This window comes from Streptomyces sp. NPDC002564 (assembly GCF_042889645.1).
In the GTDB taxonomy this organism is placed as follows: domain Bacteria; phylum Actinomycetota; class Actinomycetes; order Streptomycetales; family Streptomycetaceae; genus Streptomyces.
The window spans coordinates 1434008-1451276 of sequence record NZ_JBIARE010000001.1 but is presented as its reverse complement, the minus strand read 5'-3'; the positions used below and the strand labels follow the sequence as shown (position 1 = coordinate 1451276).

Here is a 17269-nt window from a genome sequence, read left to right as displayed (position 1 = left end):
CCGGTGAGGCGTTCCAGTTTGAGGACGGACACGGTGATCCCCTCCTGGCTCCCTGGCCGGTCCGCTCATTGTGGGCAGCGCCGGAGAGGCGCGGCAAGCGGTCCGGTGACGGGCGGGGCGGGGGCTCTCCCGCGCGCAGGAATCGGGCGCATGGGGCGCCGTCGGGCGTGCCCGGGGCACCCGTCGCGAGCGGGCCGCGCCGAACGGCGCGATATCCGTGTCCGATGCGCGACGGGCGGCGGCTGAACACACGGCGGCAGCACACCAGGATGACCGCCATGGAATCCGAACACGAGACAGCCGCATCGGTCCTGCCCGCCCCCGGCGCGGCCCCGGCGCCGCTCCCCCGCGCCGCGCTGCGGGCCGCCCTCGACGCCGTGCACCGCGCCGGGATGCCGGGCGTCCAGGCCGAGGTGCGCGACGGCGCTGACGTGTGGCGCGGCGCGTCCGGGGTCGCCGACCTGGAGACCGGCAGGCCCGTCACGCCCGGCCTGCGCCAGCGCGTCGGCAGCGTCACCAAGACCTTCACCGCCGCCGCGGTGCTGGCCCGGGTCGACCGGGGCCAGGTCCGCCTGGACGCGCCGATCGGCGACTACCTGCCGGCGCTCGTGCCGGGCGCGCGCGGCCGCAGCGTCACCGTGCGGATGCTGCTCAACCACACCAGCGGCTTCAGCGACTACCTGCCGTACGCGTTCCCCTCCCTCAAGGGCTTCCCGTCCCTGGCGGACGTCTCGCCCGAGAGCCTGGACGCCAACCGGTTCCGGCGGTTCGGCGCGGCGGAGCTGATCGGGATGGGGCTCGCGGCGCCGCCCGGGAACGCGCCGGGCGGCCCGGTCGGGACGTACTCCAACACCAATTACCTGCTGCTGGGCGAGCTCCTGGCCGAGGTCACCGGGCTGTCCGCCGAGCAGGCCGTCACCCGGGACGTGATCGCCCCGGCCGGTCTCGCGGACACCTTCTTCCCCTCGGGGCCGCATGTCGAGGGGCCGCACGCGCGGATGTACGAGGCGCTGTACGGCCTGATCGACCCGCCGCGCGACTACAGCGTCTACGACAACTCCTGGGTGTCGACAGGGGCCGGCCTGGTGTCGACCGTGGCGGACCTCAACCGGTTCTTCGCGCTGCTCCTCGGCGGCGGGGTGGTGGGCAGGGCGTCGCTGGACGAGATGCGGCGCACGGTCCCGGTGCGGTCCCTGGACGGCGGGAAGACGCTGGACTACGGCCTGGGGCTGCACCGCGTCGAGGTGCCGGGAAGCGGCCTGTTCTGGGGGCACGACGGCACGGTCTGGGGCGCGGGGACGACCTCGCTGACCCGCGCCGACGGCGGGCGGCAGCTGTCCGTCGCGTTCAACCTCATGCGGTGGAACACGCCGGACGCCTCGGGGAAGCCGCGGCCCCACCCCATCGACCACGCGCTGGCCGCCCTGCAGGAGCGGGCGTTGCGCATCGACGGGGCGGGGCCGCGGGATCTCTAGGGCGTGTTCCGCAAGGCCGTGGGCCGGGTCACCCGTCCTCGACCACCCTGCGCACGTCGGGCCGCGGCGTCTTCGGCAGCTTGGTGTCGGCGATCCACGGCCCGTCCCCGGACGGGTCGATCACGCCCGACTCCAGCCAGGTGTACGTCCCCGACAGGACGCCCTTGACCACCTTGCGGTCCAGCTCGTCGGTGTTGGTCCACAGCCGGTCGAAGAGCTCGTCGACGCGGATGCGGGACTGGCGGCAGAAGGTGTCGGCCAGTTGGTACGCCTCGCGGCCGTAGTCCTCGGTGGTGCGCAGCAGTTCGGCCCGCACGCACACCGCGCTCATCGCGAAGAGCTCCGCGCCGATGTCGACGACGCGGCCGAGGAAGCCCTGCTTGGTCTCCATCTTCCCCTGCCAGCGGGACATGGCGTAGAAGGTGGAGCGGGCCAGCTTGCGGGCGCCGCGCTCGACGTACCGCAGATGGCCGGAGAGGTCGACGTGGCCCTCGGGGTGGAACTCCGCGTACGAGCGCGGGAGCTGGCCGGGGCCGGTGACCAGCTTGGGCAGCCAGCGGGCGTAGAAGCCGCCGGCCCGGGCGCCCGCGCGCGCCTTGTCGGACAGGGTCTTGTCGGGGTCGATGAGGTCACCCGCGACCTTCAGGTGGGCGTCGACGGCCTCGCGGGCGATCAGCAGGTGCATGATCTCCGTGGAGCCCTCGAAGATGCGGTTGATGCGCAGGTCGCGCAGGATCTGCTCGGCGGGCACCGCGCGTTCGCCGCGGGCCGCGAGGGAGTCGGCGGTCTCGAAGCCGCGGCCGCCGCGGATCTGGACCAGTTCGTCGGCCATCAGGCAGGCCATCTCGGAGCCGTACAGCTTGGCGAGGGCCGCCTCGATGCGGATGTCGTTGCGGTCCTCGTCGGCCATCTGGGAGGAGAGGTCGAGGACGGCTTCGAGGGCGAAGGTGGTGGCCGCGATGAAGGAGATCTTCGCGCCGACCGCCTCGTGGTGGGCGACCGGCTTGCCCCACTGCTCGCGGGCGGCCGACCACTCGCGGGCGATCTTCAGACACCACTTGCCCGCGCCGACGCACATCGCGGGCAGCGAGAGCCGGCCGGTGTTGAGGGTGGTCAGGGCGATCTTGAGGCCGGCGCCCTCGGGGCCGATGCGGTTCGCGGCGGGGACCCGGACCCGGTGGAAGCGGGTCACGCCGTTCTCCAGGCCGCGCAGGCCCATGAACGCGTTGCGGTTCTCGACGGTGATGCCCTCGGCCGCCGCCTCCACGACGAACGCCGTGATGCCGCCCTTGTGGCCCTCGGACTTCGGCACCCGGGCCATCACGACCAAGAGGTCGGCGACCACGCCGTTGGTGGTCCACAGCTTCACGCCGTCCAGGACGTAGCCGTCGTCGCCGTCGGGGACGGCCGCCATCGCCATCCGCGCCGGGTCCGAGCCGACGTCCGGCTCGGTCAGCAGGAACGCGCTGATGTCGGTGCGGGCGCAGCGGGGCAGGAAGGCGTCCTTCTGCTCCTGCGTGCCGAAGATCTTCAGGGGCTGCGGTACGCCGATCGACTGGTGCGCGGAGAGCAGCGCGCCGATCGCGGGGCTCGCGGAGCCGACGAGGGCGAGCGCCTTGTTGTAGTACACCTGCGTGAGGCCGAGCCCGCCGTACTTGGTGTCGATCTTCATGCCGAGGGCGCCGAGCTCCTTGAGCCCGTTCAGGACCTCGTCGGGGATCTTCGCCTCGCGCTCGATGCGGGCCGGGTCGATCTTCGTCTCGCAGAAGTCGCGGAGCTTGGCGAGGAACTCCTCGCCGCGCTGGGCGTCCTCGTCGGGCGGCAGCGGGTGCGGGTGGATCAGGTCGAGGCGGAATCGGCCGAGGAAGAGTTCCTTGGCGAAGCTGGGCTTGCGCCAGTCCTGTTCGCGCGCGGCCTCGGCGACCTGCCGTGCCTCGCGTTCGCTCACGGACGGTTTGGGGGTTGGTGCGGTCATGAGGAGCTCACCTCGCCGCGGAGTGGGGCCCGCCGGACCCATTGGCCCGATCTTGACCCGGTCGGTTACTGACTGGTGCTACTGGATCGTTGGTACCCCATTCGTCCCGGACCCACCAGTCTTCGCGCAGCGTTCGTACGAGAACGGCCGGAGCCCCCGCACAGTGGGCTCCGGCCGTCGTCCTCGGGGGGCGCGGGGTCCTACAGGGCGAGGCCCGTCAGGACCATGACGCGCTCGTAGGTGTAGTCGTCCATCGCGAAGCGGACGCCCTCGCGGCCGACGCCGGACTGCTTGACGCCGCCGTAGGGCATCTGGTCGGCGCGGTAGGAGGGGGCGTCGCCGATGACCACGCCGCCGACCTCCAGGGCGCGGTGGGCGCGGAAGGCGGTCTGCAGGTCGTGCGTGAAGACGCCCGCCTGGAGGCCGTACTTGGAGTCGTTGACCGCGTCGAACGCCTCGGCCTCGCCGTCGATCCGCTTGAGCGTGAGGACCGGTCCGAAGACCTCCTCGCAGGCGATCGTGGTGTCGGCCGGGACGTCGGCGAGCACGGTCGGCGCGTAGGAGGCGCCGTCGCGCTTGCCGCCCGCGAGCAGCTTGGCGCCCGCGGCGACGGCCTCGTCGACCCAGGACTCCACCCGCTTGGCCGCCTCCTCGCTGACGAGCGGGCCGACCTCGGTCGCCGGGTCGGACGGGTCGCCGGTGACCTGGGCCTCGACGGCCTTGACCACGCGGGGCACCAGGCGGTCGTACACGGCGGCGTCCGCGATGACCCGCTGCACGGAGATGCAGGACTGGCCGCCCTGGTAGTTGGAGAACGTCGCGATGCGCGAGGCGGCCCAGTCCAGGTCCTCGTCGGAGGAGTAGTCGGCGAGGACCACGGCCGCGCCGTTGCCGCCGAGCTCCAGGGTGCAGTGCTTGCGCGGCACCGAGTCCATGATCGCGTAGCCGACCTTCTCGGAGCCGGTGAAGGAGATGACCGGCATCCGCTCGTCCTGGACGAGGGCGGGCATCTTGTCGTTGGCGACCGGCAGGATGCTCCACGCGCCGGCCGGCAGGTCCGTCTCGGCGAGCAGCTCGCCGAGGATCAGGCCGGAGAGCGGGGTGGCCGGGGCCGGCTTGAGGATGATCGGCGCGCCCACCGCGATGGCCGGGGCGATCTTGTGCGCGCAGAGGTTCAGCGGGAAGTTGAACGGCGCGATGCCGAGGACGACGCCCTTGGGGAAGCGGCGGGTCAGCGCGAGCCGGCCCTGGCCGCCCGCGTCGGTGTCCAGGCGCTGGGCCTCGCCGCCGTTGAAGCGGCGGGCCTCCTCCGCGGCGAACCGGAAGACGGAGACCGCGCGGCCGAGCTCGCCGCGGGCCCACTTGATCGGCTTGCCGTTCTCGGCGGAGATCAGCTGGGCGATCTCCTCGGTGCGCTCGACCAGCCGGTCGGACACGTGGGCGAGGGCGGCGGCGCGGACGTGGGCCGGCGTCGCGGCGAACTCCTCGCGCACGGCGTAGGCGGCGGCGACGGCCTCCTCGACCTGCGCGTCGGTCGGTACGGCGGCCTGGCCGACGAGCCGTCCGTCCCAGGGCGAGGTGACGTCGAGGGTGGTCTCGCCGGTGGTCTGGCGACCGGCGAGCCAGAAGGCGTGGATGGAAGTCATGTCGATTCCCGGCCCTTCCGCGGAAGTGTGTCTGGGGGGTACGTCCCTCACCGTAGGGGCAGGCGTACCCGCTGACGTTTGTCCTACGCGGAGTACTGGCCCGGGAGCCCGCACCGGTTTGGCAGGGCCGGGCCGGGGCCCGCGCCGCCGCGCCCTGCCGTCAGTCCGAGCCCATCGACGTCGCCTTGAGCGAGAGCCACAGCTCCATGCGGACGTCCGGGTCGTCCAGCGAGCGGCCGAGGATCTCCTCGACCCTGCGCATCCGGTACCGCAGGGTGTGCCGGTGGACGCCGAGGTCGGCCGCCGCCGCGTCCCACTGGCCGTGCCGGGAGAGCCAGGCCCGCAGCGAGGCGACCAGGTCGCCGCGGCCGGTCGCGTCGTGCTCGTGCAGCGCCCGCAGCAGCCCGTCCGCGAAGGCGCGCACCGCGTCGTCGGCGAGCAGCGGCAGGACGGACCCGGCGGCCAGCTCCTCGTGCTCGACCAGCGCGCGGCCGCGCCGCCGGGCGACGGACAGCGCCTGCTCGGCCTGCTTGTACGCGGTGGCGGCGGCGATCGGCCCGGCCGGCGCGGAGAGCCCCATCACCAGTTCGGCCTCCTCGCCGGAGGCCGCGGCGTCGCGCCCCGCGGTGCCCCGCCCCGCCTCCAGCGCCGCCGCGTACTCCGCGCAGGCGCGCACCCCGGCGCCGCCGTCCACGACGAGCAGCACGAGGCGCTCGCCGTACGGCACCACGAGCAGCGCCTCGCCGGACCGGGCGGCCGCGGCCTCCACGACGTCGACGAGGCCGGCCAGCGGGACGCCGCCGCCGGCCGCGTGGGCGACGGCGGCGAGCACCGCGGCGGAGGCGGTGCCGGGGCCCTTGCCGCCCTCGCCGGTGTCGTCGGCGCCGACCCGCACCCGTGCCGCCGACGCGGACGCGACCTCCGCGACGACGAGCCGGAAGGGCGCGTCGAGCAGGCTGCCGTACAGGTCGCCCGCGACGGTCCGCGCGTGGTCGGGCTCCCCGGCGAGCAGCATGCGCAGGACGGCGGCGCCGATCCGCCGCTCGGCGGCGTGCAGCGCGCGGGAGCGTTCGGTGGTGAGGGTGAGCAGCGCGATCGCGGAGTGCACCGCGTACCGCTCGGCGGTGCCGAGGGTGGACGCCGTGCCGACGGCGAGCGCGGCGCGGGGCCTGCGTCCGGTGCCGAGCGAGTGCAGCTCCACCCGGTCCTCGGCGCCCGCGACGACGGAGCTGGCGGGCGCCGGGCGCTCGCGCAGCCGCTCGACGTCGGCGGTGAGCCGGGCGGCCCGGCGGGTGGCCCACTCCGGGGCGGTGGCGACGACGGCGCCGGACGCGTCGTACAGCGCGGCCCAGCCGTCGACCTGTCCGGCGAGGGCGAGCAGCAGCCCCTCGGGGCCGTCGCTGAGCGCCTGCCGGGTCAGTTCGCGCTGGGCGGCGAAGCCCGCGGTCACGGCGCGGTACTGCTCGGCGGCGATCGCGGCGGACACGGCCTTGCTGATGGCGAGGAACGGCGTGCGCCGGGGCACCTCGATGAGGGGCAGGTCGGCGTCGGTGGCCGCGTCGAGCAGGGCCTTGGGGATGTCGGGGTAGTGCACGCCGACGGCGAAGCCCAGGCCGACGACGCCGGCGCCCGCGAGCCGTTTCACGTAGCGCCGCATGGCCTCCGGGTCCTCGGCGTCCAGCTTGAGCGCGGTGATCAGGAGGAGCTCGCCGCCCTCCATGTAGGGCACCGGGTCGGCGAGTTCGCTCGCGTGCGCCCAGCGCACGGGGGCGTCCAGGCGGTCCTCGCCCGCGCGCACGGTCAGCTTGAGCGCGGAGTGGTGGACGAGGGAGGCGAGCGTGGGCTGCATGGGACCTTCAGGTCTGCGGCGGTCGGGGCGGGCGGGCTTCCCGGCGCCCGGGGTGCGGGCGCCGGAACGTGGATCTTCGCGATGTGGATCTTTTGGCCGGTCCGTATGAACGACCTGTGTCGATTCTGCCTCACCGTACGGTGCGCTCGAGACCGAACACCTCGTACGTGTGGTCCGCGACCCGGCCCGCGCCGGCCCCCGCGCGTATCCCCGCCGCGCCGCTTCAGCCCCGCAGGTCCACGAGCAGCGGCGGCGCGTACTCCCCTCGTACGTCGGTCAGCGAGAGCACCGCGTGCCCGGGCGGCACCCCGTGCGCCAGCTCGGACGCCGACCAGCGCTCGCGCTCGACCTGGCGGACGGTGACGGCGCGGGCGGTCGGGGCGTTGCCGGTGATGACCCGGCGCAGCATGTGCACCGTCTTGCCCAGCGGGGTCTCGGCGATGATCTGCCGGTCGGTGACATCGCGTGCCTCGGTCCACTCCTTGCCCCAGACCTCCGCGAAGTCCTGGCCGTCCCACGGGGTGAGCCCGGAGAGCGCCATGCGGCAGCCGGTCGCGCCGAGCAGCGGCGTGCGCAGCGGACGGGGTACGTCGTCGAGCGTACGCAGGGTCATGACGACGCCCGCGTTGGCGGACCGCAGCCGCTGGACCCGGCGTACGGACTCCGGGGTGACCGTGCCGGACGCGTCGTCCAGGACGAGGCAGGCGAAGAGCGAGCGGTCCTCGCGGGCGGCGGCGCTCGCGGTGAACTGGGCGAGGACGAGGCGGGCCAGGATGCGCGAGGCGTCGGCGTGGCCGCGCTCGGGCAGGTCGATGCGGACCCGCACCGGATGGTCCAGGGCCCGCAGCGAGAAGGGGGTGCTGCGGCCCGAGGTGTCGAAGAAGGCGGCGAAGGCGGGCCGGTCGAGCAGGGCGATGCGGTCGGCGAGGACCGACCCCGGATCGCCCGGGTGCCCGAGCTGCCGCTCGCGGGCGTCGAGCTCCCGGATCATCGGCTCCTGCCCGGCCTCCTGCAGCGCCTTGCGCAGCGCGCCCAGCGGGCCGGGCGACCCGTCGAGCAGGGCGCGCAGCTCCGGTACGGAGGGGAAGCGCCGGTGCACGGCCAGGAAGGGCCCAAGGAGCTGGGCCAGGCAGGTCGTCGAGCGGCGGCTGTCACCGCTGGGGTGGGGGTCGACGAGGTCGCCGACGAGTGCCTCGGCGAGGACGGACGCGGCCTCGTCGGGGTCGTCGGTGCCGCCGTACAGGTCGAGGTCGTACACGGAGTCGGGGTGCCCGACCCGCACCACCACGTCGTAGTCGTCGGCGGGCCCGAGCCCGGCGCCCGCGGCCCCGACGACGACCACGGCGGCCCGCCCGGCCAGCGCGCCGAGGCAGAGCGACTCGGCGAGCGGCCACACCACGCGGGCGGTCTTGCCGGAGCCGCCGGGTCCGACGGCGAGCAGCGAGGTGCCGATCAGGTCGGGGCCGAGCGCGAGTCCGGTGCCCCGGTAGGCGTAGGGGTTGCGGGGGTCGTCGGCCGTGGTGCCGATGCGCACCTGGGCGGTGGCGAGGTCGTGGCGGGCGGCCCGCGCGGGCAGGTCGCGGTCGCCGGAGGGGTGCGGGCAGGCGCGGGCGCCGTCCCGTTCGACCGCGTCGGTGAAGGCGGCCAGCGGGCTGCGGCCGGCCCGCACGGACCGCCAGGCCCGTGCGATGCGGGCGTGGTCCACGTCCCGCATCAGTCCGGCGCGCGCGTCGGCGGCGAGCCGCTCGGCGGCGGCCGTCGCGCCCGCGGCGCGCAGCTGCGGCCAGTGGGCGGGGTCCTCCTCGGGGGCGGGCGGCGGCGCGGGCGCCTCGGGGCGGCGCAGGTGGGGGGCGACGAAGCGGCGCCAGACCTCGCCCCAGCGGCCGATCCGGCCGACGCCGATCATGATGGCGAAGGCGATGAGCGTGTAGTAGCCGTACCAGACGAACGCGTTGCCGAACCGGTCGTCCGTGTAGATCCAGGAGTCGGGCAGGAACAGTTCGAGCGGCAGCACCCACCAGCCGCCCAGGTAGCCGTTCCACAGCAGCGACCAGACGAGCCAGCCGACGAGGAACGCGATCAGCGCGCCGCTCAGCAGCTGCCGGGTCGGCACGAGCTCGGGCTCCTGCGCGGGCCGCGGCTTGTGCGCGAAGCGCCAGATGCCGGGCAGCGCGGCGGGCCGCGGCGCGCGCAGCCAGGCCAGGAAGGCGGCGCCGTCGGGCCGCGGCGGTGCCCCCGGCGCCTGCGCGGGCCGGGGTGGCGCGCCGGGCGACGGCGCACCGGCCCGGGGCGCCGCGGACCCCGGCCCGGGCGCCGCGGACCCGGGCGGAGGCGCCGCCGGGCGCGGCACCGGAGTGGCGTGCGTGCCGCGAGCGTCGTGCGTGCCGTCGGGTTCCATGCCCCTTGCCCCCTGACCAGCCGATCTGTTGTTTCGCGGGTCAATCTAGTGCCCCCGCAGGGGGAGTTCACCGAATACGCGCCCGGGCCTGCGGTGATCCGGTCCCGGCGGGCGCCCCGCGCCGGGTGCTCCGCTATGTCCACCGCGGACAACCGCCACGCCCGACGACTCCCCCATGGAGCATGCCCACCCCCCGGGCCCGCCCCTAACCTGCGAAGAAAGCAGAGCAGCGTCCGTATCGTCGCCCCACCCCCAGGAGCCCCCCATGACTGACCTTCCGCAGGAGCGTCGCGTCGTCACCGCCATCCCCGGTCCGAAGTCGCAGGAGCTGCAGGCCCGCCGTACCGCCGTGGTCGCGGGTGGCGTGGGCTCGGTGCTGCCCGTCTTCGCCGCGCGCGCGGGTGGCGGCATCATCGAGGACGTCGACGGCAACCGTCTGATCGACTTCGGCTCCGGCATCGCCGTGACGTCCGTGGGCGCGTCCGCGGAGGCCGTGGTGCGCCGGGCGTCCGCGCAGCTCGCGGACTTCACCCACACCTGTTTCATGGTCACGCCGTACGAGGGCTACGTCGCCGTCGCCGAGGCGCTGGCCGAGCTCACGCCGGGTGACCACGAGAAGAAGTCGGCGCTGTTCAACTCGGGCGCCGAGGCCGTCGAGAACGCCGTGAAGATCGCCCGTGCGTACACCAAGCGCCAGGCCGTCGTCGTCTTCGACCACGGCTACCACGGCCGCACCAACCTGACGATGGCGCTGACCGCGAAGAACATGCCGTACAAGAACGGCTTCGGCCCGTTCGCCCCCGAGGTCTACCGCGTCCCGGTCGCCTACGGCTACCGCTGGCCGACCGGCGCCGAGAACGCCGGGGCCGAGGCCGCCAAGCAGGCCATCGACATGATCGCCAAGCAGGTCGGCGCGGACAACGTCGCCGCGATCATCATCGAGCCGGTGCTCGGCGAGGGCGGCTTCATCGAGCCGGCCAAGGGCTTCCTGCCGGAGATCGTGAAGTACGCGAACGACAACGGCATCGTCTTCGTCGCCGACGAGATCCAGTCCGGCTTCTGCCGCACCGGCCAGTGGTTCGCCTGCGAGGACGAGGGCATCGTCCCCGACCTGATCACGACGGCCAAGGGCATCGCGGGCGGCCTGCCGCTCGCCGCCGTCACGGGCCGCGCCGAGATCATGGACGCCGCGCACGCGGGCGGCCTCGGCGGTACCTACGGCGGCAACCCGGTGGCCTGCGCCGGTGCGCTCGGCGCCATCGAGACGATGAAGGAGCTCGACCTCAACGCCAAGGCGAAGGGCATCGAGGCCACCATGAAGGCCCGCCTGTCCGCCATGGCCGAGAAGTTCGACATCATCGGCGACATCCGCGGCCGCGGCGCGATGATCGCCATCGAGCTGGTCAAGGACCGCACGACCAAGGAGCCGCACCCCGAGGCGACCGCCGCGCTGGCCAAGGCCTGCCACGCGGAGGGCCTGCTCGTGCTGACCTGCGGCACGTACGGCAACGTCCTGCGCTTCCTGCCGCCGCTGGTCATCGGCGACGACCTCCTGAACGAGGGTCTGGACATCATCGAGGGCGCGTTCGCCCGCGTCTGAGCAGCCCGTGTGCGAGGCCCGTACGGAGATCCGTGCGGGCCTCGGCCATGCCTGACATGGGCGGACCCCGCGCGGTGAGGAAGCAGCGACCCGGGGTGACCGTCGGGGCGTGTGAAGAAGGTGTGCGGGCCCCATGTCGGGTTGCCGTTGTGTCTGTCGGGGCGCGATGAGCTGTCGTACGGTTTCAGCAGTTGAGAGAAGAACCCGCCCTCGGGGGACCGTGGGCGGCGCCGTGACGGAGCCTCCCCAGCCCCGTACCGGCCGTGCCCTTGCGCACGCACCCGGAGTCCTGAGCTCCGGAACTCCTCACCGATCGGACGGCCGCTCGCCCCACACCCCCCGGGGCGCGCGGACCACCGATCCGGAAGACCCGTCCCGTCCCCCGACGCACCGCGCAAGCGGACCGCCTCGGCCGGACCGGGCCGGTCGGCCTCCGAAGGGCTGGCGCACTCCCCCCCCTTGCGCCGGCCCTTCGGCATGTCCGCACCCCGTACCGGGTCGGGCCGTCCGCCCCCGCCCGTCGAGCAGGTTCCCGGCGCGTTGCACGGTGCGCAGCGTGACGGCGATCATTCCTGCCAGGCTGGGGGCATGTGCTCATCCCCGGCGTCCCCGGCGTCTCCGGCATCCCCGGCCTCTCCGGCCCCGCACGCCGACGGTGCGTCCGCGCCGCCGGGCGGGGGGCTGCCCGTCCCCCGGCGGCCGGTGCGCTCGCTCTCGGTGTGCGCGCTGCTGTTCGCGCTCCTGACCTGGGGGGTCGTCGCCGACGGGCCGCTGCGGCGGGCCGACGAACGCGCCGGGCGGGCCCTGACCGGCAGTCGGCTGCCGGACGCCGCCTCCGAGTTCCTGGCCGACCTCGGCAACACGACGGTCGCGGTCCCGGTGCTCTTCGCCGTGCTCGCGTACACGGCCTGGCGGGCCCGCCGTGCCGGGGCGTTCCGCTGGTGGCTGCCCCCGGTGGCCGCCGCGCTCGCCATGGCCGCCGTGCCGGCGCTGGTCGTCCCGCTCAAGGCCGCCGTCGACCGCACCGGCCCGCCCGGCATGGACGGCTCCGGCTACTACCCCTCGGGCCACACGGCGACGGCGACGGTCGCCTACGGCGCGGCGGTGCTGCTCGTGCTCCCGCTGCTGCGCGGCGCGTACGGCCGCCGCGAACTGGTCATCGGCTGCGTCCTGCTGAACGTGGGCGTCGGCCTCGGCCTGACCCGGCGCGGCTACCACTGGCCCGCCGACGTCGTCGCCTCCTGGCTGCTGTGCGGGATGCTGCTCCAGGTCATGGTGCTGGTGATCGCGCGGTACGGACGGGCGGCGCGGGCAGCTCCACGGTGACCCGGAGGCCGCCCTCCGGGCGCGGGGCGAGGGTGAGGGTGCCGTCGTGCGCCTGGACGATCGTCCTGACGATGGCCAGCCCCAGGCCGACACCGCCCCGCTCGCTGTGCACCCGCGCGGTGCCGCGCCGGAAGGGCTCGGTGAGGGTCGCGACCAGCTCCGGGGCGAGCCGCTCGCCGGTGTTCTCGACGGTGAGCAGCACCGTGCGGGGGCGGACGCCGGTGCGGACCCGGACCCAGCCGCCCTCGGGCAGGTTGTGGACGATCGCGTTCTGCACGAGGTTCGTCGTCAGCTGGAGCAGCAGCGCCGGGGAGCCGGGGGCGGGGGCGATGTCGCCGCCGGTGTCGAGGGTGACGCCGTGCCGTTCCGCGAGGGGCAGCAGCGTCTCGGTGGCCTCCTCCGCCATGAGGGACAGGTCGACGCGTTCGGGCGTGAAGGACCGCTGCTCGGCGCGGCTGAGCAGGAGCAGCGCCTCGGTGAGGTCGATGGCCCGGGTGTTGACGGCGTGCAGGCGCTCGACGAGTTCGCGCGGGTCGCGGGGCGGGTCGGTGCGGGCCACGTCGAGGAGCGACTTCGAGACGGCCAGCGGGGTGCGCAGCTCGTGCGAGGCGTTGGCCGCGAACCTGCGCTGCTCGGCGACGTGCGCCTCCAGACGGGCGAGCATCGTGTCGAAGACGTCGGCGAACTCACGGAACTCGTCCTTGCGGCCCGGCAGCCGGATGCGGTGGGAGAGCGAGCCGTTCGCGGCCATCCGGGTGGCGTGCGTGATGCGGTCCAGCGGGGCGAGCATGCGCCCGGCGAGGAACCATCCGCCCACCAGGCCGAACACCAGCAGGAACGCCATCGTGACGGCCGCGAGCGGGGCGAAGGAGCGGGCGACGGCGAGACGGTACTCGGGGTCGAAGGCGAGCCCCACGTGCCGCACCCGCGTCATGAAGAGCCACCCGGCGACGAGCATCAGGAACCCGGCCACCATGAGGAATCCGGCGTAGCTGAGGGTGAGTCTCAGGCGCACGCTCGGGCCGGGCGGCCTATCCACGGCCGCCGCCCGCACGCCCGCCGCCGGGGGCCGTGTCGCCGGGTGCCGTGTCGCCGGGTGCCGTACCGCCGGGTGCCGTACCGCCGGGTGCCCTGTCGCCCGGTGCCGTGTCGATGCGGTAGCCGACGCCCGGCACGGTCGCGATGAGCCACGGCTCGCCCAGGCGCTTGCGCAGGGCCGACACCGTGATGCGCACCGCGTTGGTGAACGGGTCCGCGTTCTCGTCCCAGGCGCGCTCCAGCAGGTCCTCCGCGCTGACCACCCCGCCCTCGGCAGCGACCAGCACGTCGAGCACGGCGAACTGCTTGCGGGTCAGCGCCACGTACCGGCCGTCCCGGAACACCTCGCGGCGGAACGGGTCGAGGCGCAGCCCGGCGATCTCCCGTACCGGCGGCCGGGCGTGCGCGCGTCGGCGGTCGAGCGCCCGGAGGCGGAGTACCAGTTCCCGGAGTTCGAAGGGCTTGGTCAGGTAGTCGTCGGCGCCGAGCCCGAACCCGGTGGCCTTGTCGTCGAGCCGGTCGGCGGCGGTGAGCATGAGGATCGGCAGGCCGCTGCCGGAGGCGACGATCCGCGCGGCGATCTCGTCCCCGGTCGGGCCGGGGATGTCGCGGTCCAGGACGGCGATGTCGTAGGTGGTGACGTCCAGCAGCTCCAGGGCGGTGTCGCCGTCGCCCGCGATGTCGGCCGCGATCGCCTCCAGGCGGAGGCCGTCGCGGATGGCCTCGGCCAGATAGGGCTCGTCCTCGACGATCAGTACACGCATGCTTCGAGGCTACGAGCGGGGGCATGTCGCCGGCGTATCGAAAACCGGATACGTCCGGACAACACCGCGCCGCCTTGACTGGGCGCCATGACACGTACTCCCCTCCTCGGCCCGGCGACGACCGGGCAGGACGCCCCGGCGCGGAGCGGCCGGAGCGACCCGCCGCCCGGCGAAGGAACGCGGGCGCGCCTCCGTCACGCGGCCCGTTCCCTCGCCCGTGCCCTCTCCGGTCCGGGGCCGTGGAAGCGCGGCCTCGTGCTCGCCGGGCTCGCCCTCGCGCTGGGCTCGCTCCTGCTGTGGCACGCGCGGATCATCGACCGCGGCGGCCTCGGCAGTCTGGTGGAGACGTTCCTGCCCTGGTCGGGGCTGGGCGTCCCGCTGCTGCTCGCCGCCGCGCTGTGGCGGCGGTCCGCCTCCGCGGTGCTCGCGCTGCTGCTGCCCGCCGTGGTCTGGACGAGCCTCTTCGGCGGGCTGCTCGGCGACAAGGCGCACGCGCGCGGCGACCTCACCGTTGCCTCGCACAACGTCGCCGCCGAGAACCCCGACCCGGCCCGCACCGCCCGCGGCCTGGCCGCCTCCGGGGTGGACGTCCTGGCCCTGGAGGAGATCACCCCGCGGGCCCGGGGCACCTACGAGAAGGTGCTGGCGAAGGCGTACCCGCACCACGCGGTGCTCGGCACCGTCGGGCTGTGGAGCAGGCTGCCGCTGTCCGGCGTCCGGCCGGTCGACATCGCGACGGACGTCGGGCCGCTGGGGGACGCCAAGCCGGAGGCGGCGAAGCTGCCCGACAACCGGGCGCTGCGCGCCACGGTGACCACCCGCCGGGGACCGCTCGCGGTGTACGTGGCCCACCTGGGGTCCGTACGGGTCTCCCCCGGCACGGGCTTCGCCACCGGGACGCGCGACCGCAACGCCCGCGCGCTCGCCGAGGCCGTCGCCGCCGAGCGGAACCGGCGTCTCGTGCTGCTCGGCGACCTGAACGGGACCGTCGACGACCGCGCGTTGGCCGGTCTCACCTCGCGGCTGACGTCGGTCCAGGAGAAGGCCGGTGACGGCTTCGGCTTCACCTGGCCGGCGTCCTTCCCGGTGGCCCGGATCGACCAGATCCTGGTCCGCGGCGTCCGGCCGGCCAGCGCGTGGCTGCTGCCCGGGACCGGCAGCGACCACCTGCCGGTGGCGGCGGGCGTCGGCTGGTGAACGCCGGGCCCGCGCGCGGGGACTCAGCCGAAGTACGCGTCGAAGTTCTTGGAGAACTCCCCCGCGTTGAAGCGGTCCCAGTTGATCGACCAGGTCATCAGGCCGCGCAGGGCGGGCCAGGTGCCGTGGGTCCGGTACGAGCCGCAGCTGGTGCCCTTGGTCAGGCAGTCCAGGGCCTTGTTCACCTCACCGGTCGCCACGTGGCCGTTGCCCGCGTTGACGGAGGCCGGCATGCCGATGGCGACCTTCTGGGGCGGCAGCGGCGGGAAGACGTTGTTCTGGTCGCCCGCCACGGGGAAGCCCGTCAGCAGCATGTCGGTCATCGCGATGTGGAAGTCCGCGCCGCCCATGGAGTGGTACTGGCCGTCCAGGCCCATGATCGGCCCGGAGTTGTAGTCCTGGACGTGCAGCAGCGTGAGGTCGTCGCGCAGGGCGTGGATGACCGGCAGGTAGGCGCCCGCGCGCGGGTCCTGGCCGCCCCACTTGCCGGTGCCGTAGAACTGGTGGCCGAGCTGCACGAAGAACGTCTCGGGCGCCATCGTGAGCGTGAAGCCGGCGCCGTACTTGGCCTTGAGCGTCTTCACCGCGGAGATCAGGTTGACGATCACCGGCGTCTTCGGGTTCTTGAAGTCCGTGTCGTCGGCGTTCAGCGAGAGCGAGTGGCCCTCGAAGTCGATGTCCAGGCCGTCGAGTCCGTACTCGTCGATGATGGCGGAGACGGACGAGACGAAGGTGTCGCGGGCCTGCGCGGTGGTGAGCTGCACCTGGCCGTTCTGGCCGCCGATGGATATCAGCACCTTCTTGCCCGCCGCCTGCTTGGCCTTGACGGCGGCCTTGAACTCGTCCTTGGTCTCGACGTTCGGGCACTCGGTCCTGGGGCAGAGCCCGAAGCGGATGTCGCCCGAGGTCGCGGACGTCGGCTCGCCGAAGGCGAGGTCGATGACGTCCCAGCTGTCGGGGGTGTCCGCGAGGCGGGTGTAGCCGGAGCCGTTGGCGAAGCTGGTGTGCAGATAGCCGACCAGGGCGTGGTCGGGCAGCGCGGCCGACCGGTGGGGCGCGGCGGACGGGCGTTCGGGGGACGCCGTCGCGTCGGTCGAGGCGAGCAGGCCGGACGCGGCGAGCGCACAGGCCGCGACGGCCACCACGGCCAGGCGTCTGATGCGGCTTGCCCTGCCGGTTCGGGGCAACAGGGAGCGGTCCACAACTACCTCCGGGCATGGGGGGATTGGAGGGCGGGTCGCGCTTAACTTGGTCCAGACCAATCGGGTTGTCAAGATGTCCGGCAGAGCTCACGGCGCGCCCTCGGGCCCCTCGCGCCCCGCATGCCCCTCGCGCGCCAGCCCCGCGGCCGCCTCGTGCATCGCGAGTTCGAGCAGCGCCGGGTCCGTCAGCGTGCCCGAGCCGTCCGGCGGGACCAGCCAGCGCACTCCCCCGGTGGCCCGCCCCGGATAGGGCACGACGATCCAGGTGCCGTGGCCCGCGCCGCGCACGCCCGTGCCGAGCCACCGCGACACCGTGCCCGCGGGCACGAAGAACCCCATGCGTTCGTCGCCGAAGTCGGCGAGCACGGGCCCCGGCCGGTCCACGCAGCGGGTGAGCACGTCGAGCGTGGGGCGGCCGAGGTCGCCGGGCAGGATCAGCACGTCCCAGCGCTTCCCGGCCGGCAGCATCGCGACCCCCAGCGGATTGCGCTCCCACTCCCAGCGGCAGGCGTCCGGATCCGGCGCCACCGAGACCAGCCACTCGACCGCCGACTTCGCTCCCGGACCACCTGTGCCACTCGTGCCCGTCATGGCGGGACCTCCCTTTCCTGTACGACGACAGCAGTACGCGTCACAGGAGAGAGAGGTCTCGGGCCGGAGCATTACGCGGGTTGCGGCTACCAGTTGGTAGCGCGGCGGAGCGCAGGTGGGCGGCGGGGCGTGCGCCGGTCGATCAAGCCCCGCGCACGCACGACCCGCGCAGGCACGAGCCACGCACGCACGAGCCGCGCACGCACGA

General features: G+C 74.2%; 12 protein-coding genes. 4 read left to right on the top strand and 8 right to left on the bottom strand.

The window, feature by feature from the left end:
* The first annotated feature begins 278 nt into the window (after positions 1–278).
* Complete coding sequence (locus tag ACFYXE_RS06620) at positions 279–1475, top strand: serine hydrolase domain-containing protein (RefSeq protein ID WP_389309359.1); 1197 nt, start codon at positions 279–281, stop codon at positions 1473–1475.
* 28 nt (positions 1476–1503) lie between these two features.
* Here ACFYXE_RS06620 and ACFYXE_RS06615 read toward each other — a convergent pair whose 3' ends face one another.
* The 4 genes from ACFYXE_RS06615 to ACFYXE_RS06600 form a co-directional block, all read right to left on the bottom strand.
* Entirely contained in the window at positions 1504–3450 is a 1947-nt protein-coding gene (locus ACFYXE_RS06615) for an acyl-CoA dehydrogenase family protein (RefSeq protein ID WP_389309356.1), read from the bottom strand.
* A gap of 200 nt (positions 3451–3650) precedes the next feature.
* Positions 3651–5096, bottom strand: coding sequence for an aldehyde dehydrogenase family protein (locus tag ACFYXE_RS06610; RefSeq protein WP_389309355.1), 1446 nt, complete (start codon positions 5094–5096; stop codon positions 3651–3653).
* A 160-nt stretch (positions 5097–5256) separates the two neighbouring features.
* A complete protein-coding gene (locus ACFYXE_RS06605) occupies positions 5257–6945 on the bottom strand; it encodes a PucR family transcriptional regulator (RefSeq protein WP_389309353.1) in 1689 nt (562 codons plus the stop codon).
* A 223-nt stretch (positions 6946–7168) separates the two neighbouring features.
* Positions 7169–9343: an ATP-binding protein gene (locus tag ACFYXE_RS06600; RefSeq protein WP_389309351.1), complete on the bottom strand. Its 2175-nt coding sequence runs from the start codon at positions 9341–9343 to the stop codon at positions 7169–7171.
* Positions 9344–9608: 265 nt separating this feature from the next.
* Here ACFYXE_RS06600 and gabT point away from each other — a divergent pair, with 265 nt between their 5' ends.
* Entirely contained in the window at positions 9609–10943 is a 1335-nt protein-coding gene (gene gabT, locus ACFYXE_RS06595) for a 4-aminobutyrate--2-oxoglutarate transaminase (protein WP_361178714.1), read from the top strand.
* Positions 10944–11531: 588 nt separating this feature from the next.
* Positions 11532–12269 (top strand): phosphatase PAP2 family protein, encoded by a 738-nt coding sequence (locus tag ACFYXE_RS06590; protein ID WP_389309348.1) that lies wholly within the window; start codon positions 11532–11534, stop codon positions 12267–12269.
* Here ACFYXE_RS06590 and ACFYXE_RS06585 read toward each other — a convergent pair.
* A complete protein-coding gene (locus tag ACFYXE_RS06585) occupies positions 12214–13308 on the bottom strand; it encodes a sensor histidine kinase (RefSeq protein ID WP_389309345.1) in 1095 nt (364 codons plus the stop codon). The genes ACFYXE_RS06590 and ACFYXE_RS06585 overlap by 56 nt on opposite strands.
* Complete coding sequence (locus ACFYXE_RS06580) at positions 13301–14071, bottom strand: response regulator transcription factor (protein WP_389309342.1); 771 nt, start codon at positions 14069–14071, stop codon at positions 13301–13303. Before ACFYXE_RS06580 ends, ACFYXE_RS06585 begins: the two co-directional genes overlap by 8 nt.
* Positions 14072–14158: 87 nt before the next feature.
* Here ACFYXE_RS06580 and ACFYXE_RS06575 point away from each other — a divergent pair, with 87 nt between their 5' ends.
* Positions 14159–15268, top strand: a complete 1110-nt coding sequence (locus ACFYXE_RS06575; RefSeq protein ID WP_389309340.1) for an endonuclease/exonuclease/phosphatase family protein — start codon at positions 14159–14161, stop codon at positions 15266–15268.
* Between the two features lie 23 nt (positions 15269–15291).
* On the opposite strand, the gene ACFYXE_RS06570 is transcribed toward ACFYXE_RS06575, so the two are convergent.
* Together ACFYXE_RS06570 and ACFYXE_RS06565 are read right to left on the bottom strand one after the other, a co-directional pair.
* Positions 15292–16428: a chitinase gene (locus ACFYXE_RS06570; RefSeq protein WP_389309604.1), complete on the bottom strand. Its 1137-nt coding sequence runs from the start codon at positions 16426–16428 to the stop codon at positions 15292–15294.
* A gap of 129 nt (positions 16429–16557) precedes the next feature.
* The gene (locus ACFYXE_RS06565) at positions 16558–17061 is read right to left on the bottom strand and encodes a hypothetical protein (protein WP_361178701.1); all 504 of its coding nucleotides are present in this window, start codon (positions 17059–17061) and stop codon (positions 16558–16560) included.
* Between the last annotated feature and the right edge of the window lie 208 nt (positions 17062–17269).